The 23,911-nt window shown below is 58.8% G+C and carries 15 protein-coding genes and 1 pseudogene; 11 read left to right on the forward strand and 5 right to left on the reverse strand.

The genetic code is table 11. The features are described 5' to 3' along the window. Positions 1–222 precede the first annotated feature (222 nt). A complete protein-coding gene (locus tag FHT28_RS34240) occupies positions 223–894 on the reverse strand; it encodes an SOS response-associated peptidase (protein ID WP_168598683.1) in 672 nt (223 codons plus the stop codon). A gap of 238 nt (positions 895–1,132) precedes the next feature. On the opposite strand from FHT28_RS34240, the gene FHT28_RS34245 reads away from it, so the two are divergent. From FHT28_RS34245 to FHT28_RS34255, 3 genes are read left to right on the forward strand one after another with little or no spacing between them, the layout of a single operon-like run. Then, positions 1,133–1,894 carry an ImuA family protein gene (locus tag FHT28_RS34245; RefSeq protein ID WP_168598684.1) on the forward strand — a complete coding sequence of 254 codons (762 nt, stop codon included), beginning with the start codon at positions 1,133–1,135 and terminating at the stop codon, positions 1,892–1,894. After that, on the forward strand, positions 1,809–3,332 hold the full coding sequence (locus FHT28_RS34250; RefSeq protein WP_168598685.1) for a DNA polymerase Y family protein: 1,524 nt from the start codon (positions 1,809–1,811) through the stop codon (positions 3,330–3,332). Before FHT28_RS34245 ends, FHT28_RS34250 begins: the two co-directional genes overlap by 86 nt. Continuing rightward, entirely contained in the window at positions 3,329–6,595 is a 3,267-nt protein-coding gene (locus tag FHT28_RS34255) for an error-prone DNA polymerase (RefSeq protein ID WP_168598686.1), read from the forward strand. Before FHT28_RS34250 ends, FHT28_RS34255 begins: the two co-directional genes overlap by 4 nt. Before the next feature lie 247 nt (positions 6,596–6,842). On the opposite strand, the pseudogene FHT28_RS36595 reads toward FHT28_RS34255, so the two are convergent. After that, positions 6,843–7,188: pseudogene (locus tag FHT28_RS36595) on the reverse strand (transposase); the annotation flags it as partial. A gap of 227 nt (positions 7,189–7,415) precedes the next feature. Between FHT28_RS36595 and FHT28_RS34265 the strand changes: the two are divergent. Beyond that, positions 7,416–10,265: a winged helix-turn-helix domain-containing protein gene (locus tag FHT28_RS34265; protein WP_348645057.1), complete on the forward strand. Its 2,850-nt coding sequence runs from the start codon at positions 7,416–7,418 to the stop codon at positions 10,263–10,265. A gap of 565 nt (positions 10,266–10,830) precedes the next feature. Here the strand turns inward: FHT28_RS34265 and FHT28_RS34270 are convergent. From FHT28_RS34270 to FHT28_RS34280, 3 genes are all read right to left on the reverse strand, one after another. After that, complete coding sequence (locus FHT28_RS34270) at positions 10,831–11,934, reverse strand: NADH:flavin oxidoreductase/NADH oxidase (RefSeq protein WP_168598688.1); 1,104 nt, start codon at positions 11,932–11,934, stop codon at positions 10,831–10,833. A 76-nt stretch (positions 11,935–12,010) separates the two neighbouring features. Continuing rightward, the gene (locus tag FHT28_RS34275; protein WP_168598689.1) at positions 12,011–13,240 is read right to left on the reverse strand and encodes an MFS transporter; all 1,230 of its coding nucleotides are present in this window, start codon (positions 13,238–13,240) and stop codon (positions 12,011–12,013) included. 119 nt (positions 13,241–13,359) lie between these two features. Further along, the gene (locus FHT28_RS34280; RefSeq protein WP_168598690.1) at positions 13,360–13,665 is read right to left on the reverse strand and encodes a putative quinol monooxygenase; all 306 of its coding nucleotides are present in this window, start codon (positions 13,663–13,665) and stop codon (positions 13,360–13,362) included. 304 nt (positions 13,666–13,969) lie between these two features. On the opposite strand from FHT28_RS34280, the gene FHT28_RS34285 reads away from it, so the two are divergent. From FHT28_RS34285 to FHT28_RS34315, 7 genes are all read left to right on the forward strand, one after another. Next, a complete protein-coding gene (locus FHT28_RS34285) occupies positions 13,970–16,846 on the forward strand; it encodes a winged helix-turn-helix domain-containing protein (RefSeq protein WP_168598691.1) in 2,877 nt (958 codons plus the stop codon). A 164-nt stretch (positions 16,847–17,010) separates the two neighbouring features. Beyond that, positions 17,011–17,454, forward strand: a complete 444-nt coding sequence (locus FHT28_RS34290) for a (2Fe-2S)-binding protein (protein WP_168598692.1) — start codon at positions 17,011–17,013, stop codon at positions 17,452–17,454. Position 17,455: 1 nt separating this feature from the next. Then, the gene (locus FHT28_RS34295; protein WP_168598693.1) at positions 17,456–19,726 is read left to right on the forward strand and encodes a molybdopterin cofactor-binding domain-containing protein; all 2,271 of its coding nucleotides are present in this window, start codon (positions 17,456–17,458) and stop codon (positions 19,724–19,726) included. Then, complete coding sequence (locus tag FHT28_RS34300; protein WP_168598694.1) at positions 19,723–21,021, forward strand: cytochrome c; 1,299 nt, start codon at positions 19,723–19,725, stop codon at positions 21,019–21,021. Before FHT28_RS34295 ends, FHT28_RS34300 begins: the two co-directional genes overlap by 4 nt. Before the next feature lie 100 nt (positions 21,022–21,121). Beyond that, the gene (locus FHT28_RS34305) at positions 21,122–22,558 is read left to right on the forward strand and encodes a cytochrome ubiquinol oxidase subunit I (RefSeq protein ID WP_168598695.1); all 1,437 of its coding nucleotides are present in this window, start codon (positions 21,122–21,124) and stop codon (positions 22,556–22,558) included. Then, entirely contained in the window at positions 22,559–23,572 is a 1,014-nt protein-coding gene (gene cydB / locus FHT28_RS34310; protein WP_168598696.1) for a cytochrome d ubiquinol oxidase subunit II, read from the forward strand. Beyond that, positions 23,569–23,706 carry a DUF2474 domain-containing protein gene (locus tag FHT28_RS34315; RefSeq protein ID WP_348645058.1) on the forward strand — a complete coding sequence of 46 codons (138 nt, stop codon included), beginning with the start codon at positions 23,569–23,571 and terminating at the stop codon, positions 23,704–23,706. Before cydB ends, FHT28_RS34315 begins: the two co-directional genes overlap by 4 nt. Positions 23,707–23,911: the final 205 nt, after the last annotated feature.

The raw sequence follows: 23,911 nt of genomic DNA on the forward strand, positions 1-23,911 counted from the left end.
CGGCATTTCAGCCGTCGGTCGGAAATCAGCGAGCGTAAGAGATGATGTCTAGGTCATATTTCACCTCTCTCGCGCCTTCACGGCGCACCATCCATATCGATGTGGACGATTTTGCGCGAGGTACCGGAAGTTTCCATGGCCAAGTTCACAGTGCGGAGGTCTGCGGCTGGTTCACATTCTGGGTGACAGTCTGGTTCAGCTGCCGCTGACGCAAACGATATGTCACAACAGCAGCCCTTCTTCCGGAGACGGAGCAGGCGGTTCGACGATGACAAGCATGTTTCCGGGAAGAGGACGCTGCAGGTGCTTGACCTCGTCCCAGGATCCGGTGAGCCACAGGTCGACTTCTTCCGGTGTCGTCAGGATCGCCGGCATGGCCTTCAAATGAACAGGAGCGACGATCTCATTCGGCGATGTCGTCAGAAACCCGAACAGCTCATATTCCCGCTCGCCATCCCTGACCTTACGAATACCCTTCCAAGGCGTCCAGAAGCCCGCGAAAAACATCAAAGGCCGATCCTTGTTACCGGCAAACCAGGCGTTCGGGATCCTGCCGCCGGGAACCTTGCTCGCGGGATCCGGCTCCGCGAAAGAGGTGAACGGGACGACGCAGCGGCTCGTCGGGCCGAGCCAGCGGCGCCAGTGTGGCGAGCCGACATTGCGAATATTGGTGACACCCGGATCGTAGTTCTTCACATAGGCCGGTGGCGACGGCATGCCCCAGGTGACACGCGCGATTTCGCGCTGCCCGTCTTCGCCGACGCGGACAATCGGCGCCTGGTAGCCAGGGTAAACGTCGAGCGAGGGCTCGTTCCAGCCGGCCTTGTCGCTGAACGCCTTGGTGAACTGCATCACGGCCTCGCGCGTCGTCGTGACATTGTACAGATTGCACAAACCCCAATTCTCCTGCCTCTCCATCCCAGCCTATTCATACCAGCTTCGGGATGGATGTGTCGCGCCTTCGGGATTGTCCATAGATCTGCGCGAAGACGCCGACCTTGCCTGCTCCCGGATCGCTGCTACCGACCACTCTTTTGCCATCCTGATTGACTCATGACCCAAGAGGGAACAAATAGAGAACATACCAGCCAAGCGCAATATTGCAAAGCCCTGAGGAGCCCATCTGTCCAAAATGCCCGAACCTGCCGTCAGTTCCGTCGTTGCCGAGCTTCGCGACCGCATCCAGCGGCTCGAAGGTCCAAGCGGCCGAGTGCGCGAGGTTTTGCCGTTCGGCGTAGCGGACATCGACAGCCGGCTGCCGGGAGGAGGGCTGGCGCTCGCAGCCCTGCATGAAGTCGCCGGCGGTGGCAACGGCGCCATCGACGGCGCGGCAGCAGCCCTGTTTGCAGCGGCGATCGCGGCTCGCTCGAAAGGCCAGGTGCTCTGGTGCGTCACACGGCCGGACCTGTTCGCGCCGGCGCTGGCCCAGGTGGGGCTTTTGCCCGGCCGTGTCATCTATGTCGAGGCCGGCGACGAGAAATCATTGCTCTCCTGCATGGAAGAAGGCTTGCGACACGGTGGCCTCGGTGTCGTCGTCGGCGAGCTGGCGCGACTGTCGATGACCGCCTCACGCCGGCTGCAGCTCGCCGCCGAACGTTCCGGCACCATCGGCATTGCCGTTCGCCGTTGGCGCCGGCAGACCGAGGCGTCCGACTTCGGTCAGCCGACGGCATCCGTGACGCGCTGGCGGGTATCTGTCTTGCCATCCTCCCCCTTGCCGGTTCCAGGCGTTGGTCGGCCGCGCTGGCTGCTGGAACTCATCCGATGTCGCGCCGGAGACAGTGCCGATTTTGAAGTGGAGGCCCCTGATGCCAAGGGTCGTATCGCTCTTCCTTCCGAGCTGGTCCACGGATCGCCTCAGACGGACACTGGGCGACGCAGCGCCTCCGCCTGAGACGCCGCTCGTGCTGATCGGCCGCGAGCAGCGCCGCCGCGTCGTCCTTGCGGCGAACGCGGCTGCGATTGCCGCCGGCTTGCGCATTGGCATGCCGGCGACCAAGGCGCAGGCACTCGTCACCGGCCTCGTCGTCATGGATGCCGATCCCACCGCCGACGCCGTGGCACTCGACCGCCTGGCGCTCTGGGCCTTGCAGCGCTATGCGCCGATCGTTGCCGCCGATCCACCCGACGGTCTGGTGATCGACACCACAGACGCCGATCATCTGCATGGCGGCGAGGCACTGATGCTGTCCGGCATGGTCAACCGCTTCTTCGCCTCCGGCATTTTCGCGCGGGCGGCGGTCGCCGACAGCTGGGGTGCTGCCCATGCCTGTGCCCGGTTTCTGGCAGATCCGACGCTTGTCGTTTCGCCGGGTGCTCAGTCCGACGCTGTCAAAAATCTGCCGATCGCAGCACTTCGCCTCGATCCGGCCATCGTCGCCGGTCTTCGCGTTCTCGGCTTCAACACGATCGGCGAGCTGGCCAGCCAGCCGCGTGCGCCGCTGGCCCTTCGCTTCGGGCCGGAGCTCGGTCGCCGTCTCGACCAAGTGATGGGGCGGGGGGCCGAGCCGATCGATCCGGTGCGCACGCCGGAACTGGTTGAAGTCCGCCGCTCCTTCGGCGAGCCGATCGCCGCACCTGAGACGATCGCGCGCTATGCCGCCAAGCTGGTGGACCAGCTCTGTCGCGCGCTGGAAGAAAAAGGTCTCGGCGCCCGCCGCGTCGATCTGCTGTTTCAACGGGTCGACAGCTCCTATCAGGCCATCCGCGCCGGGAACGCGACACCGATCCGTGACGTCAGGCGACTGACGCGGCTGCTCACCGATCGGATCGAAACCATCGATCCCGGTTTCGGTATCGAGATCATGTCGTTGACGGCGACCCATGCCGAACCGCTGATCGAACGCCAGGTGATCTCCTCGCTGGTCGAGGACCCGCAAGCCGACGTGTCCGGCCTGATCGACATCCTCGGCAACCGCATCGGCGAGCGGCGGCTCTATCGCCTTGCGCCTGTTGCCAGCGATGTGCCGGAGCGCTCCGTTGCGCGCGTGGCACCGATGACGCCGGACAATGGTGAGACCTGGCCGGATCATTGGCCACGGCCAGCCCGGCTGCTGCCGCATCCCGAACGGATCGAGACCATGGCGCTGTTGCCGGATCATCCGCCGGTCAACTTCACCTGGCGCGGCATCCGCCGGCGGGTCAAACGCGCCGATGGGCCGGAGCGCGTCTTCGGCGAGTGGTGGAAGCGCGACGCGGAATTGGCAGCCGTGCGTGATTATTTCCAGGTCGAGGACGATGCCGGCGAGCGTTACTGGATTTTTCGATCTGGCGACGGCGAGCATGGGGAGACCGGCAGTCACCAATGGTTCCTGCATGGGATATTCGGATGACAAGCCCGAGATATACCGAACTGCAGGTGACCTCGCATTTTTCCTTCCTGCGCGGCGCCTCCTCCTGTGAGGAGCTGTTCGCGCAAGCAGCAAGCCTTGGCATCGAGGCCCTGGCGATCGTCGATCGCAACAGTCTCGCCGGCATTGTCCGCGCCCATCAGGCGGCCAAGGATACCGGCGTCCGGCTGATCGTCGGCTGCCGCCTTGATCTCGAGGGTGGCCTATCGGTGCTGATCTATCCCACGGACCGGCCCGCCTATGCCAGGCTTTGCCGGCTGCTGTCGCTTGGCAAGAAACGCGCCGGCAAGGCGAAATGCCGGCTCGACTGGGCTGACCTCGTTGCCTATGGCGAGGGGCTGATTGCGGTCTTCCTGCCCGACCAGGCCGACGAGACCTGCGCTCTCAAGCTGCGTCGCCTGCGCGAGGCTTTTGGCGATCGCGCCTATCTGGCGCTGACGCTGCGCCGGCGGCCGAATGACCAGATGCGTTTGCACGAGCTGTCGAACATGGCGGTGGCCATGGGTGTTGCGACCGTCGTCACCAATGACGTGCTGTTTCATGTGCCGGAGCGGCGCATCCTGCAGGATGTCGTCACCTGTATTCGCCACAACGTCACCATCGACGATGCCGGCTTTCGGCGGGAACGGCATGCCGACCGCTATCTGAAGCCGCCGGAAGAAATGGCGCGGCTGTTCTCCCGCTACCCGGAAGCGCTTGCCCGAACCATCGAGATCATGGAGCGCTGTCGCTTCTCGCTCGACGAGCTCGCCTATCAATATCCGGAGGAGCGCGCCCATCCGGAGCTGACGCCGCAGCAGACTTTGGCGCAACTGACCTGGGAAGGAGCCAAATGGCGTTATCCTGAGGGATTGCCGGACAAGGTGCGGAAAAACCTCGAGCACGAGCTGCGGCTGATCGAGAGACTGGCATATGCGCCATACTTCCTGACGGTGAATTCGATCGTCCGTTTTGCCCGCTCAAAAGACATTCTCTGCCAGGGCAGGGGATCGGCTGCCAATTCCTCCGTCTGCTATGTCCTTGGCATCACCTCGATCGATCCCGATATCAACGACCTGCTCTTCGAGCGTTTCGTCTCCGAGGAGCGACGCGAGCCACCTGACATCGATGTCGATTTCGAGCACGAGCGGCGCGAGATTGTCATGCAATGGGTATTCGAGACCTATGGTCGCGACCATGCCGCCCTCTGTTCGACCGTCATTCGCTACCGCTCGAAGGGAGCAGTGCGCGATGTCGGCAAGGCGCTCGGCCTGCCGGAGGACATGACAAAGATGCTCTCCTCGAATGTCTGGGGCTGGGGCGAGGACGTTGGCGAACAGCATGCCGAAGAGCTCAACATGAACCTCGACGATCGCCGCCTGCGCCTGACGCTAGAACTTGCCCGACAGTTGATGGGCGCACCACGTCATCTCTCCCAGCACCCGGGCGGCTTTGTGCTGACCCGTGACCGCCTCGACGAGCTTGTGCCGATCGAGCCGGCGGCGATGCCCGATCGGCAGGTGATCGAGTGGGACAAGGACGATATCGACATTCTGAAGTTCATGAAGGTCGACTGCCTGGCGCTCGGCATGCTCTCCTGCATGAAGCGGGGTTTTAACCTACTCGCCGAGCACAAGGGCATCGCTCTCGATCTTGCCACCATCCCGCCAGAAGACCCGCGCACCTATGCGATGATCAGGAGGGCCGACACGCTCGGCACTTTCCAGATCGAAAGCCGGGCGCAGATGTCGATGCTGCCGCGGATCAAGCCGCGCACCTTCTATGATCTCGTCATCGAGGTGGCAATCGTCCGTCCCGGCCCAATCCAGGGCGACATGGTGCATCCCTATCTCCGCCGCCGCGAGGGAAAGGAGAAGGTCGTCTATCCCAAGCCCGAACTGGAGAAGGTGCTTGGCAAGACGCTCGGCGTGCCGCTCTTCCAGGAACAGGCGATGCGAGTGGCGATCGAGTGCGCCGGCTTCACGCCGGGCGAGGCCGATCAGCTACGCCGGGCCATGGCGACCTTCAAGCATACTGGCGGCGTTTCCAAGTTCGGCCAGAAACTCATCTCCGGCATGGTGGCGAACGGCTATGAGCAGGAGTTTGCCGAAAAGACCTTCAAGCAGCTCGAAGGGTTTGGCAGCTACGGCTTCCCGGAAAGCCATGCCGCCTCCTTCGCGCTCATCGCCTATGCCTCCTCCTGGCTGAAATGCTGGCATCCCGATGTCTTCTGCGCAGCCCTCCTCAATGCCCAGCCGATGGGTTTTTACGCGCCGGCCCAGATCGTTCGCGATGCGCGCGATCACAGGGTCGAGGTGCGCCCGGTCTGCGTCAACGCCAGCCGCTGGGATTGCACACTCGAGCGGACGGGTGACGAAGAGCGGTTTGCGGTCCGCCTTGGCATGCGGATGGTCAAGGGGCTCGCCAATGCCGATGCTGCGGCAATCGTTGCGGCACGGGCCGATCAACCCTTCGCCTCGGTCGATGATCTCTGGCGCCGCGCCGGCGTGCCGGCCGCCTCATTGGTTGAACTTGCTGAAGCCGATGCCTTCCAGCCATCCCTGAAACTTGTCCGGCGCGAGGCGCTCTGGGCGATCAAGGCGTTGCGCGATGAACCGCTACCGCTGTTTGCGGCCGCGTCCGCCCGCGAAAACGAGACCGTGGCAGAGCTTGATGAGCCAACAGTGGCATTGAGACCGATGACATCAGGCGGTGAGGTGGTCGAGGATTACGGCCACGTCGGACTGACCCTGCGCAGCCATCCCCTCTCGTTCCTGCGCGCAGATCTGACCAAACGCCGTATCGTTGCCTGCCGCGATGCGATGCAGGCCCGCGATGGCACATGGCTCGAGGCCGCCGGCCTCGTGCTCGTTCGCCAGCGGCCCGGTTCCGCCAAGGGGGTGATGTTCATCACCATCGAAGATGAGACCGGCATTGCCAACCTCGTCGTCTGGCTAAAGACCTTTGAAAAGTATCGCCGTGTTGTGCTCGGCGCCGGTATGATCGGGGTCTATGGCCGCATCCAGCGGGAAGGGGAGGTCGTGCATCTGGTGGCACATCGGCTGACGGATCTGTCAGGGGAGCTGGCAAGCGTTGGGGATCGTGATGCTGTCTTTCCGCTTCCGCATGGGCGCGGGGATGAGTTTCATCATGGGTCGCCGACACCCGATCCGCGCGGGTTTCCGAAGGGGCCGCGGGCGCGCGATATCGTCGACCCCTATCTGCACTTGGATGCGATCAAGGTGAAGACGCGGGATTTTAGGTAGTTGGCAAGGGAGTGGTCGCTGGTTCGATTCTGTTCAAGAGCAAGAATGATGATCGGCATTATCCTTTCGATACCCTAGACACGCGTGGGCCATGCACCGCTGGAATAGACGAGATCGAAGTACAGGTGTTGAACTTCTGTTTCATCGCTATTGTCGCGCCCCGACCGATCCTGTGGCAACGGGTAGTCCATGCGCGACGCGAAGCGGTTCGTTGACCTCGTAGCACCGCGCCTTCCTGACGCGCGAAGCCGCCGCGCGAGCGTCCGATGGCCTGATGACAAGACCCCTTTTTGCCGTGCTGATGAACGCGGATGATCATGCCATCGATCATCGCGTATTCGAAATCCGGCTCGCCTGACAAGACATTGAAAATCCGTTCGAACACGCCCCTCTGAGCCCGTCGACAGAACCGCTTGAACACAGAGTTCCATGGACCGAACTCATCCGGCAGATCGCACCACGGCGCACCTTCCACAAGATCGCCTCAAGGAAAAGACGATATCGTAGGCAGAGCGCCCGGAATCGTTGTCCTTGGCGGGCAGCAGGCCCTTTAGACGTTTCCACTGATCATCCCGAAGAACAAACCGCAGCATCAAGACCTCCCGTCGAACAAGGACAATCTCAAACGGGAAACCTTGCCCAAGGCTGACGTCTGTCAACGCGCCTTAGCCCGCTATCTTGATCGGTTAAAAAATGTGAATCTGCTGGTATAAGGCTAACGGCAAGGACGGGGCTGGGGTCGCTCAGTGACTGTCTCCGACAAGGCGCGTATTTCCGAAGACAGCGCTCTCAAAAGTGCAGCCGCGAAAGGAGTGAGAGTGTGTATGAGCATGATGTGATCAATGCCATGACCTATTGCTTCGGCAACTGCCGGTTCACGCCCGCTCGTCAATCGTTGCTTTGCGATGATATCCCCATCCGTGTCGGATCGCGCGCAATGGATTTGCTTCATGCGCTCGTGCGTCGGCCAGGCCAGGTGGTCAGCAAGGAGGAGCTTTTTAAGGCGGCGTGGCCCAATCTGTTCGTCGACGAAAGCAATCTCAAGGTCAACATTGGTGCACTGCGCCGTGCGCTGCAGGCCAACGGCTCTGATATTCCCTGCATAGCGACGGTCCCTGGCCGGGGGTATCGCTTCGTTGCACCGCTGACGGTGCTGGGTCCGCGGGAGGCAACGCTTCCCGCGTCGATCAAGGGGATTGACGGGGTGCTTCCGCTGTCAAAGCCGCTGGTCGGACGCGCTGATGCGCTGGCGGGGATAGTCGAGGCGTTGCGCCAAACCCGGCTGCTGACGATCGTCGGGCCGGCCGGCGTCGGCAAGACAAGCATCGCTATCGCAGCCGCAAGACATGTCGCCGATACCGAGTACCAAGCCGTCTGCTTTGTTGACCTAGCCGCGATTGATAATGGACAGCTTGTCGCCGTGGCCATCACCCGTGCGCTTGGCATCGACAGCAAACCGATCGATGCGCTGGAAGGCCTTGTTGACGCATTGCGCGATCGGGACCAGCTTCTGATCCTCGATAATTGCGAGCACGTCTTAGCGAACGTGACCAGCATAACGGATCATCTGAACCACGCATTGCACCGGCTGAATGTCATTGCGACAAGCCGCGAGCCGTTAAGATGCAGGTTTGAGACAGTCCATCGGCTTCCCCCCCTTCGGTGTCCGCCCCAGGGCGCTATTTTGGATGCCGGGTCGGCAATCGCCTTTTCGGCGATCGAATTGTTGATTCGACGTGCGGAGACACATGGCTATCGAATGAAGGATGCAGATGTTCCGGCGCTCGCGAATTTGAGCCGTCGCCTCGATGGCATTGCGCTGGCGATCGAACTGGCGGCTCCCCAACTCGCGGAAAGCGGTCCTGCAGAGTTGCTACAAATGCTCGAACGTGACTTCGAATCGCTAGCATCTCGCGGGGGCGGCACGTACAGACACAAGACGCTGACGGCGACACTTAATTGGAGTTATCAGCTGCTTTCAAATAATGAGGCGCGGCTACTCCGTCACCTTTCCACTTTCGGTGGCACTTTTGCGCTCGACGATGTCATCGACGCCTTCGGCCATCTGGCGAATGAGCAAGACGTCGCCGGGTGGCTGGAAGCCCTTGCGGTCAAATCCATGGTGTCAGTCGATTACACGGGGAGGCGTCGTCGATACCGGTTGCTCGACAGTACCCGAAGCTTCGCTAACGAACGGCTGATCGCGCAGGGCGAGCAACACGCTGCGATGATCGCGTATGGCCGCTTCATTCTCGCATTGTTCGAAAGAGCAGAAGAGGAATGGACATGGCGGCCGCGCGAAGACTGGACGGCGCTCTATGGTGGTTGGAGCGCAGACCTCCGTCGCATGATCGATTGGGCCTATCGCTCGGATGGACAGGCCGAACTTGCGGTACGGCTGACCGTTGCTGCTTTGCCGTTCTGGGTAGAATTCTCGACGGTGGGGGAAAGCGGGTCACGCGTCGAACAGGCGCTGTCGGCTCTAGACAACCTATCTGGTGATCACCTTGTGCTTCGCATGAAGCTGGTTGCGGCCCACGGTTGGAACCTCTGTTATCGTTACCCTTTCAGCGACGAACTTGAAGCAACTTGGATGAAGGGTTTCAAGCTCGCTTTACAAGCAGGAAGCGTCGAATACTGTCTTCGAACGAAGATGGGCCTGGCAATCGTCCAGACCGCCATGGGCTTTCATCAAAGGGCGTTTGAGACAATTGCCGATCTCCGCCACTACATGGCGTCCGTAGACGATTATTCCGCAGCTCCCAATGTCGATCGGGAAATGTTTACCTGCGAATTCTACCGAGGCAACATCAAATCCGGACATGCCGGTCTTGAGCGTCTGGCACGCGAGCATGCAACTTTCGGCAATCGTGGTCAGACCTCGAAGTTCCAGATCGACAGGTTCGTTAATTTCCGAAACCATCTTTCGATGTCTACTTGGGTGGTCGGCCAGCATAGGCGTGCACTTGAGATTGCGGAGGAAGCACTGAACGCCGCGCTGACTTTGAACCACGACTTGTCTTGCGCGCATTCGCTTGCAGTCGCGGCCACGCCCATAGCGTTGCTATGCGGGCGAATTGATTTAGCGCAGGAGCGAGCCTCGATGTTGGCCGAACGCCTCAAGACCCGCCAGATCGACACATGGCCGCCATTTGCCCGCTTTCATCAGGCGGCGATAGATGCCGCACGTGGAGAACGGGAGGCGGTCCAGCGCTTAAGGGACGCAATCGTCGCCATTCGCGAGTGCAATTTTCTCATCCATTTACCCCTACGGTATGTGATGCTAGCTCACGCGGCGCTTTCCCACGATCGAGTGGCGGTTGCTCGCCAGAGCATCGACGAGGGCGTGCAGTATAGTCGGCAGCGCGGAGACAAATGGTGCGACGCCGAATTTCTGCACCTTCAGGGTCTGGTGTGCTGGCGGGATGGAGACGCGGACGCAGCGGAACGGCGTTTTCAACAGGCTATAAACCTGGGTCGTAAAAGTGGCGCTCTCGGTTTTGCGCTGCGCGCCGCAACGAGCCGCGTCAAGCTCGCGAGGAAAATCGGCAGTCCCGAACTGGCTTTGGCGGAGCTGAAGGACATCAGCGATCGCTGCGACAGCAGCGGAAGTACGGACATTGCCGCCGCGCATGACTCGCGGACATCGGATCGTGCTCACTTGAAGTGAACAATCCAACCAATGCCCTGCCATTCTCTAGGCGTTTACGATGCCCTAGGTAGCTCTTAGGTGTGACGGGTCGGCTTTGACGATCGGGAGTCGATGTCGGTGTCAGCGGTGTTGTTAAGATAATCAGTCCAAGTGTTGAGAGCGACGTTGAGGATTATCTCGAGTATCTCGTCGTCTCCATATCCGGATGCCCTGAACTCGTCGAGACCCTCAGTTGCAGCTTTACCTCGGTAACGTATCAGCATTGCAGCAGACGAAACGGTTGCATGTGCGCGGACAGGCAATATTAGCGACTGTCTATTTCGGTTATTGCTAGCGCAATATGGTTGCGCGTCTAATGAGAAAGCTTCCCCCTTTTCTAAAGCGTCGAACATTCCGAGATGTCCTTCCGCGCCTGCGAGCTCAATGCCATAATGCGATAGAAGTTTAGCACTTTACCGAACCGGCGCTCGATCGCCTTCAAGTTAGCTTGGATATCCGGGGCGCGTTTTCGATTGAAGCGGGAATTGCAATGCCGGACATCCAATATCCTTAGTACGTTGATTGCTCCAAGGAGGGCTGCGTGTTATTCCGTCTCGAATAACTCGCGATAGCGATTGGGCTGCGAGCGAAGATACTGCTTTGGCACACGAACTTTACCCCCCAGCTCCGCCGCAGCATGCCATGGCCAGTTCGGCTCGAATAGAATAGTTCTCGCCAGGGCTACCATGTCGGCATCACCAGTGCCGACAATCGCTTCGGCTTGGTCGTAGCCGGTGATTAAGCCGACCGCGACGACGGGGATGCCAATGGCCTTCCGTACCTCGCGTGCCAACGGGACCTGGTAGCTAGGCCCTACCGCGATCTTCTGCGCGGGATGGAGGCCTCCACTGGACACATGTATCGCCCCAGCGCCGTGCTTTTCGAGTTCTTGTGCGAACACGAGTGACTCTTCAAGCGTCAGGCCTCCCTGAACCCAGTCCGTCGCAGAGATGCGCACTGAAACCGGCTTCTGATGGAATGCCGCCCTGACCGTATCGAAAACTTCCAAGGGAAAGCGCATGCGGTTCTCGAGGCTCCCGCCGTATTCGTCGGTGCGTTGATTGGCTAACGGTGACAAAAACTGATGAAGCAGATAGCCGTGTGCGGCATGAAGTTGCACGATGTCGATGCCGAGTTTGTCGGCTCGCGCCGCGGCAGTTCCAAATGCATCGCGAACGCGTTTCAGTCGCTCTTTATCCAAAGCGACGGGTGGCAGTTGGTCAGCATTGTAGGATATCGCCGATGGGCCATATGTTTGCCAGCCGAGTCCGTCAGTTGGCGCAAACTGGCTGCCACCTTTCCAGGGTACCTCGGTCGAGGCCTTCCTGCCGGCGTGACTGAGCTGAATTGCGATAGGCATGTCCGACCATCGCCGGATGCTTTCGAGGGTTAAACTCATAGCCGCGTAATTCTGATCGTTGTAGAGGCCGAGATCTCCATAGGTAATCCTGCCCTCCGGGAGAACGGCAGTCGCCTCGATCGTCAAGAGCGCCGCGCCCGACAGGGAAAGCTTGCCCAGATGTATCAGGTGCCATTCGTTCATGTTCCCTTCTTCGGCGGAGTACTGACACATTGGCGCAATGACAATCCGATTGGCCAATGTGAGGCCCTTTATCTTTATCGGCGTGAAAAGCTTTGGCTTGGACATTGTTGCTGCTCCCAACACGGCTTCCTCTTGCCGTACGTTTGCCCTTACGCACCGAAGTACCGCGATGTGTGACGGTCTAAGCGGTTGCCAGACGTGGGCGGTGAGTCAACGTCACGGTGAAGATGACGAGACCGGCGAGCGTGAGGCAAAAACCCGCCCAAGCAGCGGAGAGAATGCCGAAGCCGCTCGCAATCGCGAGGCCGCCCGACCATGCCCCGATCGCATTGGACAGGTTAAGTGCCGCCAAATTCATCGCGCCGACAAGGGTGGGCGCTTCGGGAGCGAATTTAGTCAGTCTGACCTGGATAGTCGGTATCGCGGTGAACATCGTTGCGCCGACCAGGAAAAAGCCGGCGAATAGGACGGGAAGCTTGAACCCGAAGGTGGCCAGTGCTGCGAGTACGACGACCGCTACCCCGAATCCGAGCATTAGACCACGTGCGGGATACGCGTCGGCGAGACGACCGCCGAGAAAGTTGCCTGCAGTCATTCCGATTCCAAAAACTGCAAGTGCGATCGGGATCCATCCTGCTTCCAGCATGGCGACATCCGTGATCAACGGTCCTACGAAAGTGTAGATCGCAAATATGCTCGCAACGCCGAGAGCGGCCACAAGCATGGTCATCCATACCGGTCCCTTACGCAGAGCGCTAAGCTCCTGTATGACCGAGCTACCGTTGAGAGCGGCAGTTTTCGGCACGAACGCCATGAGCGCCAGGAACGATAGCACGCCGAGGCCCGACACCGTAAAATAGGTGTTTCGCCAGCCGACCGTCTGGCCGAGGAGCGTCGCGAGCGGCGAGCCGACGATGGTTGCTATGGTCAGTCCCATCATCACCAGAGCGAAAGCCTTGCCGGTATGGCCAGGGCCGTAGACATAGGTGGCTACAACCGCTCCTGACCCGAAATAAGCACCTTGGGGCATGCCGCTGATGAATCGAGCGAGTGCGAACATCTCCAGGTTCTCCGCCAATCCGGACAGCACATTCCCCAATACGAACTGCGCCATGAGCATGAGAAGCAGGGTGCGACGGTTCAATCGTGCAGCCGCCAGCGTGACAAGGGGAGCACCGATGACCACTCCGAAAGCGTAGGCAGTCACGGCGTTCGTCGCATTAGGAATGCTTATTCCAAGGCTTTCGGAAAACAGTTGGAGGATACCCATGCTGGCGAATTCGGAGGTGCCTATGCAGAAACTTCCCAAAGCCAGCGACAGCAGTGTCAGGCGGCATCGCCCGCGCGCCACGGGATCGGAGGAATGAACGTTAACCGCGGCGCATTGAGCGTGATAGGCTTTGTCGAGCATCGGTCGCATCCTTAATGGGGGGTGGAAAAGTGTTTCGGACCCGTATCTGTCGTTGGATGCGTCATCTTCGCGCCGTATCGCGATCGAGAGTAATTAAGCGTTGTAAAAAGCAGTGAATCTCACCCTCGTACGTCAATCACGTCGACGGCTATCACGGTATAAACGAATCGATCCGCGAGTTCGCTGATCTTGCCTACGTAGTTTTGAAAATGAGGAGTTTCGCGGTGAGAGGAGTTAGCCTCCGCGTCGACGTACATCTCGTCCAAGATGAAACGCCTCGGCTGCGCGGTGTCTCGCCAAAGATCATAGCGCAAGTTACCTTTCTCTGCCCGTGAAGGTGCAGCCATGCCTCTTAGCAAGTCTTCCAATTCTAACTCTTTCCCCGGTTTTGCCGTGAGAACCGCGTAAACCTTAACCTTTGTCATATCGTGTCCTCTGACCCACCAGCCTACCGATCACGAACGGGCGATCAATGACAGGCAAATTATCAGGTTGACTTGGGAGACGTGCGTAAAACACGGTAAAAGAGCGTTAAACAGACGAAATCGTGTCCACGCAGGGAAAGTTACCTCCCGAACCGTCGGCGTTTAGTTCTCACGGCGGCAGCGGCTACTATTATTTACCTGTTTTTACCCCCCGCCTTTCTCACATCCTGTAGACTGCCGACACCGGGACAAGTGTGCAGGGCCTCGATCGCCAAGCGATTGCGGTCACACAAGGGGGCGTGTCGTGAACGCGGTTTTCAAATTTGGCCCTTTCAGCCTTAATCCGATCTCGCGGATACTCGAGCGGGGCGGGTGTGAGCTGCCCATCGGCAGCCGCGCTTTCGATATGTTGGTCGCACTCGTCAACAAACAAGGTGAGATCCTTTCAAGACGCGAACTGATGGCTCGCGCTTGGGCCGGTCTGAGTGTTGAAGACTCCAATGTACGTGTCCAGATGGCCCACCTTCGCCGTAAGTTAGGTTGCGGCGTCAACGGCGACCGATATATTGCCAGCATCGCGGGCAGGGGCTACAGCTTCGTGATGCCTGTCGAAATGCAACAGGACGTACCCTCCGCGCGTTCCGACAACCTCTCCGATGACGCAGCTTTCGGGGATTCCGCCCTTATCCGACCCGAGATCAAGGTTCCGATCGCGTTTCGCTCGGACAAGTTCTTGGGTCGTGCTTCCAATCTTGAAGAGTTGGAGCGTGCAGTCCAGGAGCGCCGATTAGTCACGGTAGTTGGACCGGGTGGGGTCGGTAAAACCACCCTTGCCACAGTCTTGGCGCGCAGCCTCCCGAACTTCGATGAGATCAGGTTCGTGGATCTCAGTGTTATCACGGATGATGCTCTAGTCGCGGCCGCTATCGCATCATCGGTCAATCCAAGTGTGCGAAGCAGAGATCCGCTTCGTGACGCGGTTACATGGCTTTCTAAAAGGCGAAGCCTTTTGATCGTCGACAATTGTGAGCATGTCATCAACGGGGTTGCCGATGCGGTTTCGTTCGTCTTGAAACATTCACTTTCCACGCATGTGCTTGCGACGAGCATCGAGGCGCTGCGGGTCACGGGGGAGGCGGTGTATCTATTGCGGCCCCTGGGAACTCCTCCCAATACGGGACGGATGACCGCGAACCACGCTCTGGCGTGGCCATCGGTTGAGCTTTTCATGAGCCGAGCCGTAGACGGTGGCCATAAAGCGGCCCTCTGTGACGAGGACGCGGCCATCGTCGCTGCTATCTGCCGGCGGTTGGACGGTAATCCCCTCGCGATAGAACTGGTGGCCAGCCGCGTTGGTATTTATGGATTGGACGGAGTATTGGAGCTGTTGGATAATCAATTGACGCTCCGTTGGCGTGGCGACAGGGACGCGACACCTCGGCACCAAACCGTTCAATCACTGCTTGACTGGAGCTATGTTCTGCTGTCGAAGCAAACGCAAACCGTCTTGAACAGGCTATCTGTGTTCGCCGGCGAATTCACGATAGATGCGGCGACGGATGTCGTTGCTGGATCCGGAATAAGTGACGCGGATGTTTCAGTGGCGATAAGTGAGCTGGTCGACAAATCCATGGTGTCGTCGGCGGGAGTGGATCAGACAACCAGCGCGCTGAAACTACGGGAGATGGTCAGAACATACGCGGCCTTCAAGCTGGCGCACGAACCCAAGCGGCACGAAACCCAGCGAAGACATGCCCTTTTTTACCTAAGAAGAATGCGGGCTCGCGAGAGCGGATCGGATAAAAACACGTCGCTTCACGACTTCGACATTGGAAATGTACGCGCTGCGCTCGAGTGGGCCTTCTCCGAAGGCGGAGACGCCGAGATCGGAGTAGAGACATGCTGTCTCCTGCTCGAAACCTTCCAGGATTCGATGCAGTTCGATGAGTGTAGAAGATGGTGCCAACGCGCGTTAGAGCTTTTGCCGTCCAAACATCAAAACACGGAGCTGCACCTCAAGCTTCTGGAGAGCCTCACGATCGCAACGCTCTTTGGGCATGGCGGCGATACGGGGGTTGCGAGCTTATTCGATGTCGGACTGGAGCTCAGTCGTCGCCTCAAAAACTACCGTATAGAAGCTCATCTGCTGGCGGGATTGGGGTTGTACCATCTGAAGCAGGGGGATTTCCGTTCTGGCTTCAACGTTGCAGAAGCCTACGCTCACAAGGTCGGTCGTCACGGTGGTTCGAACGACAATATTGTGGCGGGCTGGATGCTGGGAACAGTGTACCATATGCTCGGAGAGCAATTGGAGGCTGCAGCCACTTACAATTATAGCCTCGCGCGAACCACCGGATTTTCTCCGTCGAGATTGGGGTACTTCGAGCAGGCCCATCTTGCGTTAGCGAAGATCGCCCAAGCGCGCGTGACCTGGCTCCGAGGCTCCCCGGAAACAGCGTTGCAGATGGCCGAAAGTGCTATCGGGGAGGCAAGAAGCCAACCGGCCGCCTTATGTTTGAGCCTGCTTATGGGCATATTCATTTTCCTGTACAGCGGCGAGCTAGATCGAGCAGATATCCTGACCGATGAACTGGCTGAACTGACGGCGACAAATGGCAATCTGTCCGGATACCATGACGCTGGCATGGCGGTGCGCGGCCAACTTCTTGTCCTTCGTGGCGAAGCGGAACAGAGTATTGATCTGTTGCGAGGGAAGCTGCGATCCGTGAGTTCGATTGGTTTTCAGAGTATGATATTCGGGTCCCTTCGTGCCCTTGCAGAGGGACTTTCCATCGCTGGCGAGCATACCGAAGCGATTTCGGCCATCGATACCGCATTGGGTCTATGCGAACGCGCTGGGGGAACCTACCTCCTGCCGGAGCTTTTACGAACGAAGGCTATGATCCTTCTTTCGTCGCCACACTCGAACTTCAATGCGGTACATCGCCTTTTAAACGATGGTACGGCAATTGCACGAAGAACCTCGGCGCTGGGGTGGGAGCTTCGACTGCATCTTGCCCGGATAAACGCCGACAGGTCGATGGGTCTCAAAACGACCGAAGAAGGTTTCAGCAACCTTGCGGAAGTCGTCCGGAGTTTTCAGGACGGTTTCGAGACCGCCGACCTACGAGCGGCCAACTCGCTTCTGCGGCAGCGGGTAGATATGGCGCTCGTAAGCTGAACATGATTTCCCACCAAATAACCAGCCTTAACTCGCGGGCGCCCGAAGCAGCCGCTAACATTACGCGAAGGGTATAAAGCCTCTTAGCGTCGCGTATCTCTACATAAATCGGCATGGAGAATTAACAATCGCAGGCGTTGAGTTGCGCTCAAGAGGAACCGTATATGTCAATACCAGCCACTATAAACGGCAAGCGCATTGAGTTGGATGGTCCTTTGGATATGCCGCTGCTGTGGGCGCTACGCGACCTTCTGGGAATGACGGGAACTAAATTCGGATGTGGTGTGGGGCAATGTGGAGCATGCACCGTCCACCTCGATGGAAAGCCCGTACGCTCTTGTGTGCTTCCGATCGGCGACATCCAGGGAAACATAACTACGATTGAAGGCGTGGCCGAGACAGAGACCGGTCGGCGTATCCAGGACGCATGGTTGAGACACGAGGTCGTCCAGTGCGGATACTGTCAGTCGGGTCAGATTATGGCGGCCGCTGCCCTTCTGTCACGAGACTCGGCGCCCGACGATGCGGAAATCGACGCTGCCATGTCCGGCAATATATGCCGGTGCTGCACCTACGTCAGAATACGCGCTGCGATCAAGGATGCCTGATATGCAATCGATCGGCTTACTCGACGCAACATCCCCGCTCCTGGCGAGCCGCAGAGAATTTTTGTTCGCAAGCGCAGCGCTTCTTCTGGGCTTTGCCTTCCCGAAGACGGCCAGTGCGATGGTGGATGAAAAAGGCCTGCCGGCAGCAGGCGCGACTGATGCGGCCGCCTCTGGGTTCGACGGGTTTGTCCCCGACGGCTTTATTCGCATCGGAGGAGACGGCCGCATCGTGCTCGTCGTACCGAGTTCCGAGATGGGGCAGGGGATTGCAACAACCGAAGCGATGTTGCTGGCAGAGGAGCTGGAAGTCGGTATGGACCAAATCGAGGTCGCCCTGGCTCCGGCAGACCTTGGCGCGTATGGGCAGTCAATTCTCAAGAACCAGATCACGGGTGGATCGACATCGGTGCGTGCTTTTTTTGATCCGCTCAGAAAGGCAGGTGCGGCAGCACGGACTATGCTGGTGAACGCAGCTGCGCAACAGTGGCAGGTCGCGGCATCGGATTGCCGTGCCTCCCGGGCGACTGTCCTACATCAATCGAGTGGGCGCAGCGCGTCCTATGCATCGCTTGTTGAACTCGCCCGGGCACAACCTGTCCCCACGGAAGTGGTATTGAAGAAGCCGTCCGAATTTAAGTTGATCGGGAAGCCTTTGAGGCGCGTCGACACGCCTGAAAAGGTCAACGGAACGGCTAAGTTCGGGATAGATGTCGCAGTGGCGGGTATGCGCTATGCCGCGATCAAGATCTGTCCCACCATCGGCGGAAAAGTTAAATCGATAAACGATCGCGAAACCCGAGCTTTGCCCGGCGTGCTCGATATCCTTGAAATTGAGGACGCGGTAGCGGTTGTCGGAGAGCATTACTGGGCGGCAAAGAAGGGCCTTGACGTTTTAGAGGTCGAATGGGACCCCGGGCCGCATGCAACATTATCGTCCGCCGATCTATGGCACGAGCTGCGGACCTGCAAGGCGACGCCAATCGTCGCCAAAGTGCAGGGGAATCCCGACGAAGAGCTTGCCAGTGGAATTCGCATCGAAGCCACATATGAATTGCCCTTTCTCGCACATGCGGCCCTTGAGCCAATCAATACGACCATACATGCGAGAGCGGACGCATGCGATGTTTGGGTCAGCACACAGGTGCCAGTTGATGCCCAGACTGTCACGGCCGAGATTCTCGGCCTTCGGGCCGAACAAGTAAATATTCACTCCTATCTCATCGGCGGGGGCTTTGGCCGACGCCTGGCTGTAGACACCATCCAGCAAGCGGCGCGGTTCGCAAAGCTGGCAGATTACCCGCTCAAGATAATCTGGACCCGAGAGCAGGACATCCAGCACGACCGGTTCAGACCCGCCTATTGCGATCGCGTAGTCGCAACGCTAGACGAGAAGACGCGCTTTCCCAAAGCGTTCCATCACCGCACAACGGGATCGACGGTCCTCCAATATTTCACGCGAAAAGGTTGGCCTGAAGGTCAACTGGACCCGGATCTGGTTGCGGGTTCCGTCAACCAGCCTTATCGCATTCCCGCAGCGAAGTGGGAGTGGCTTCGACAGGATAGCCCAGTGGCTGTGAACTGGTGGCGAGGCGTCGGAGAAGGGCATAACGTGTTCGTCGTCGAAGGCTTCATCGATGAACTCGCCGCAGCTGCCGCTTTCGACCCAGTGGCATATCGCAGAGCACTTCTAAGCGACAATCCACGTGCCAGAGCGGTCCTAGACAAGGTAGCTCGCGCCTCGAATTGGGGTGAGCCGCTTCCCCAAGGTCACGGCCGCGGCGTTTCGCTCCATCAGTGTTTCGGTTCATATATGGGGCTTGTCGTGCAGGTTGAGGTCGACGAGTATGGCGAAGTCTATCTCCGCCGGGCGACCGCCGCAGTCGACTGTGGCGTTCCGATTAACCCCGACAGCATCGCTGCGCAGATGCAGGGCGGCGTGCTGTTCGGCTTGTCGGCTGCGCTTTTCAACGGCGTTACTTTCAAAGACGGCAAGGTCGAGCAGAGTAACTTCCATGACTACCGGCAAATCCGCCTGAACGAGGTTCCGGCTTTCGAGGTTTTTGTGATGCCGAGCATCGAAGCTCCGGGTGGAATTGGGGAAGTGGGTACGGCTGCCGCTGCACCCGCGCTGACGAATGCGATTTTTGCGGCCACCGGCGTTCGATTGCGTTCGACACCGATCGACAAGTCGAGCTTGGCCAGGAAGGGCAATCGCGACCGAGTCCCCGAGACAATCGCATTGACCAGCCTCGATCGAGCGGGGCGGCCATGAGCGGACTCAAGAAAGTTGTGATTGGGCTTCTATCCATCGCACTCATTGTAGCAGTGGGGGCGGCCTTCTTCTTCTTCTGGCCTCACGGGCTCCCGCAGGTTGCCGCGAGCATTTTGCAGCCCAAGGGGCCGGACCTGATCGCAAGGGGAAAATATCTTACGACCGCCGCCGATTGTGAGGCATGTCACACCGCGCCAGGAGGCAAGCCATTCGCTGGTGGGCTCGGGTTCGAGCTTCCGTTTGGAACACTCTATTCGCCGAACATCACGCCTGACGATCAGACGGGTATTGGGACATGGACAGATGCCGAATTTGTCCGGGCGGTGCGATCCGGCGTGGGTAAGCATGGCGAGGATCTTTATCCCGCGTTTCCGTACACCTCTTACGCACTGTTGGCGACGGATGATGTACTCGCGATCAAAGCCTACCTCGACACCCTTGCTCCGGTGAATAGCAGTCCCCCAGGGAACGAGCTGCTTTTCCCTTTCAACCAGCGTTACGTGATGCGGGGATGGAAGCTGTTGTTCGTGCCCTCGGCTCCGTTCAAGACAGACGCCGGCAAGAGTGAAGTCTGGAACAACGGCGCTTACCTAGTCGAGGCTTTGGCTCATTGTGGCGAATGCCATACTCCGCGCGGCCTGATGTTTCAAAGGAAGCAGGGGAGCGCGTTGTCGGGCGGCAGTCTCGAGGGATGGACTGCCTGGAACATCACGCCCGACCTTGAAACGGGCATCGGAAGCTGGTCTGACGAACAGATCAAATCGTATATTTGGAAAGGGTTCGCACATGGCCGCGGGCCTGCCGCAGGAGCTATGCGACAGGCCATAGATCTCAGCCTAAGCCATCTTCCGGAAACGGATATCGATGCAATTGTCACTTATTTGAGATCAGTCGAGCCGCGAAAAAGCAGCTATGCAAGCAGCACCATCGCTGCTGGCCCGACGCCGGCATCTGCCTCCGAGCCATGGAAGCCGGTCGATGGGCCTGGCGGTTTGGGTCGCAAGATATTCGCCGGAACATGCGCAAGTTGCCACGGCTGGGACGGAAGTGGACAAAACAGCGCGCGAGCGGCGTTAACAGGCTCACATTCTGTGGCTGACGAGACCGGTGCAAATCTGGTGCAAGTGATCCTGAAAGGCACCTCGGACCCGAACGGCTCGGCGGCGTCCGCCATGCCTGGCTTCGCAAAAGCTTTCTCGGACGCGGAAATTGCTGCACTCGCCAACTATGTCATCGGGCATTTCGGAGGAAAGAGAGGAAGCGTAACGCCGAACGACGTGGAGAAGGCTCGATGACGGATTCGGCTGATAGTGCGTCCAGATGCCTTGCTTCCGATGGAGGGCCCCGGTCTGCCGCAGAGGATCCATTTGGCTCAAGCCGCACGGGAGGTTCGTGATGTTCAATTTCACCGCACTTGAACTTGCTCGCATACAGTTCGCGTTCACGGTCGGATTTCATATTATCTTCCCGACAATCACCATCGGGCTCGCAAGCTATCTGGTTGTTCTTGAGGCACTATGGCTCGCCCGCAGAAACGACGTGTATCAGAAGCTCTATCATTTCTGGTCGAAGATCTTTGCGGTCAACTTCGCAATGGGGGTCGTTTCCGGGATAGTAATGGCCTACGAGTTCGGAACGAACTGGAGCGGGTTCTCCAAATTCGCCGGCGGCGTTACCGGCCCGCTTTTGACCTATGAGGTTCTGACGGCGTTCTTCCTTGAGGCGGGATTTCTGGGAGTGATGTTGTTCGGCTGGAACAAGGTCGGACCCGGCTTACACATGTTCGCCACGGCGATGGTCGCTGTCGGTACCTTAATTTCGACAACATGGATACTGGCCTCCAACAGCTGGATGCAAACACCGCAGGGCTACGCAATCGTTGACGGCCGCATCGTTCCCACGGACTGGCTCGCGGTGATCTTCAACCCGTCATTCCCTTATAGACTGGTCCATATGACGCTAGCGGCGTACCTCTCCACAGCGCTCTTCGTCAGCGCGTCAGGCGCTTTTCATCTATTGCGAGGCAACGACACGCCTGCGGTCCGGAAGATGTTCTCAATGGCGTTGTGGCTGCTCCTTTTTGTTGCTCCACTACAAATCGTAGTTGGCGACGCCCATGGCCTGAACACTTTAAAACATCAGCCGGCGAAAATCGCCGCTATCGAAGGCCATTGGGAAACTGATCCAAAGGAGACCAGCTTGCCCCTCATCGCCTTCGGAATTCCGGATATGCAGGCCGAGGAAACGAAGTACGCGATCGAGATTCCCTATCTCGGAAGTTTGATCCTGACCCACACGCTCCGCGGCAAGATACCCGGATTGAAGGAATTCGCACCTGAGGACCGGCCCAACTCGACGATAATCTTCTTCACGTTCCGGGTGATGGTCGGTCTGGGCATGGCAATGCTTCTGCTTGGGGCAGGGGGACTGTTGTTACGGTGGCGTGGGCGGCTCTTCAACTACCGGCCTTTCTTGATTTTTTCCGTACTCATGGGGCCGGCGGGGTTGATCGCGGTCCTGGCAGGTTGGATGACCACCGAGATCGGACGGCAGCCCTGGGTTGTTTACGGCATCATGCGGACGAAGGACGCGGTGTCGGACCAATCGGTGATCGCACTTAGCGTGACTCTCGTTGCGTTCATCCTCATCTACTTCTTTGTTTTCGGTACGGGGATCAGCTTCATGCTCAAGATGATAGCGCGAGGCCCGGACACGCACGGCACGGAGAAGCCGCCGCAGGAGCCAGGGCAGGTCCGAAGGCCAGCGCGACCACTTTCCGCTACGCCTGATGATATCGATCCTGCGCCGCGGCTCGAAAGGGAGGACGTTTAAATGGGCATCGATCTACCCGTTGTGTGGGCAACGATAATTGCCGTCGGCGTGATGATGTACGTTATCCTGGACGGGTTCGACCTCGGTATCGGTCTTCTCTTTCCCTTCATCCCCAAGCGGACAGAGAGGGATGCAATGGTAAACACCGTCGCCCCTGTTTGGGATGGCAATGAGACGTGGCTCGTTCTCGGCGGGGCGGCTCTTTTTGCCGCGTTTCCGTTGGCCTATTCGACGATACTCAGCGCCCTCTATTTCCCGATGATGCTTATGCTTGCCGGGCTCATCTGGCGCGGCGTCTCATTCGAATTCCGGTTCAAGGCTGGCGACAGAAGAAAGCCATTGTGGGACGCTGCCTTCTCTGTCGGTTCCTACCTCGCGACATTCGCGCAGGGCGTTGCATTGGGTGCCTTCATCAACGGTTTCCAGCTCAACGGTACAATCTATGTCGGCGGCCAATTCGATTGGCTGACACCGTTCAGCGTCTTCACGGGATTGGCGCTGATAGTTGCCTATATGACGCTCGGATCGACCTGGCTGGTGATGCGGACGACGGGTGATCTGCACAATAGAATGCGCATGCTTGGGCAGTGCACATCAGTCGCACTTTTCCTCATGATCGTGATAGTCAGCATTTGGACGCCGCTTGTTCACGACAGCGTTGCTGCTCGCTGGTTCGTTTTACCAAATCTCCTGATTTTCGCACCCGTACCGCTGCTTGTGGTCGTGGCTACCGGTCTCCAAGTGTGGGCGCTAAGGCGAGACGAACCAGGAGCACAACCTTTCGTTCTCGCGCTCGTCCAGATGTTCCTGGGTTATAGTGGCCTCGCCATTAGCATGTGGCCCCACATTATCCCGCCATCGATCTCGATTTGGACGGCATCCGCACCGCCCGAAAGTATGGGCTTCGCTCTTGTCGGAACGCTCCTCATCATCCCTGTAATCCTGGTCTATACGACTTGGTCCTACTACGTGTTCCGGGGTAAATCCGAGCCGGGAGCGGGGTATCACGAGTGAGATCCCGGTCAGTTTTTCGGCTAACAAGACAGGTCCTTTGGATGGGGGTGATCTGGACCCTCTCGGTGTCGACACTTGCGGTGTTGGCTGGACTTTTGCGAATTCTGATGTCGGCCGCCGGCATGACTTCATAGCCATAGCTTTTAGATCGAAAACGAAGCGAGGAAAGCAGGATGTCGGTCGCTATGAGATTTGTTGTGGGCGCGTCCGTTTGCTCGAACAGAAGGCGGGAAGCGCGGATTTGCCGGTACTGCTTCATGCCCGCAATTGTACTCGAGAATAGGTGTACCTAAACCATCGAGAATTTCTCTGCGGACGCTCCAGCCGGTAAGCTTGCGC

Origin of the sequence: Rhizobium sp. SG570, from assembly GCF_012275345.1 — a bacterium.
Lineage (GTDB): Bacteria > Pseudomonadota > Alphaproteobacteria > Rhizobiales > Rhizobiaceae > Rhizobium > Rhizobium lusitanum.

Coding starts and splice junctions, on each gene's coding strand:
- FHT28_RS34245 (WP_168598684.1), top strand. CDS start 1,133: ATGCCCGAACCTGCCGTCAGTTCCGTCGTTGCCGAGCTTCGCGACCGC.
- FHT28_RS34250 (WP_168598685.1), top strand. CDS start 1,809: ATGCCAAGGGTCGTATCGCTCTTCCTTCCGAGCTGGTCCACGGATCGC.
- FHT28_RS34255 (WP_168598686.1), top strand. CDS start 3,329: ATGACAAGCCCGAGATATACCGAACTGCAGGTGACCTCGCATTTTTCC.
- FHT28_RS34270 (WP_168598688.1), bottom strand. CDS start 11,934: ATGTCCAAGCCAAAGCTTTTCACGCCGATAAAGATAAAGGGCCTCACA.
- FHT28_RS34275 (WP_168598689.1), bottom strand. CDS start 13,240: ATGCTCGACAAAGCCTATCACGCTCAATGCGCCGCGGTTAACGTTCAT.
- FHT28_RS34280 (WP_168598690.1), bottom strand. CDS start 13,665: ATGACAAAGGTTAAGGTTTACGCGGTTCTCACGGCAAAACCGGGGAAA.
- FHT28_RS34290 (WP_168598692.1), top strand. CDS start 17,011: ATGTCAATACCAGCCACTATAAACGGCAAGCGCATTGAGTTGGATGGT.
- FHT28_RS34295 (WP_168598693.1), top strand. CDS start 17,456: ATGCAATCGATCGGCTTACTCGACGCAACATCCCCGCTCCTGGCGAGC.
- FHT28_RS34300 (WP_168598694.1), top strand. CDS start 19,723: ATGAGCGGACTCAAGAAAGTTGTGATTGGGCTTCTATCCATCGCACTC.
- FHT28_RS34305 (WP_168598695.1), top strand. CDS start 21,122: ATGTTCAATTTCACCGCACTTGAACTTGCTCGCATACAGTTCGCGTTC.
- cydB (WP_168598696.1), top strand. CDS start 22,559: ATGGGCATCGATCTACCCGTTGTGTGGGCAACGATAATTGCCGTCGGC.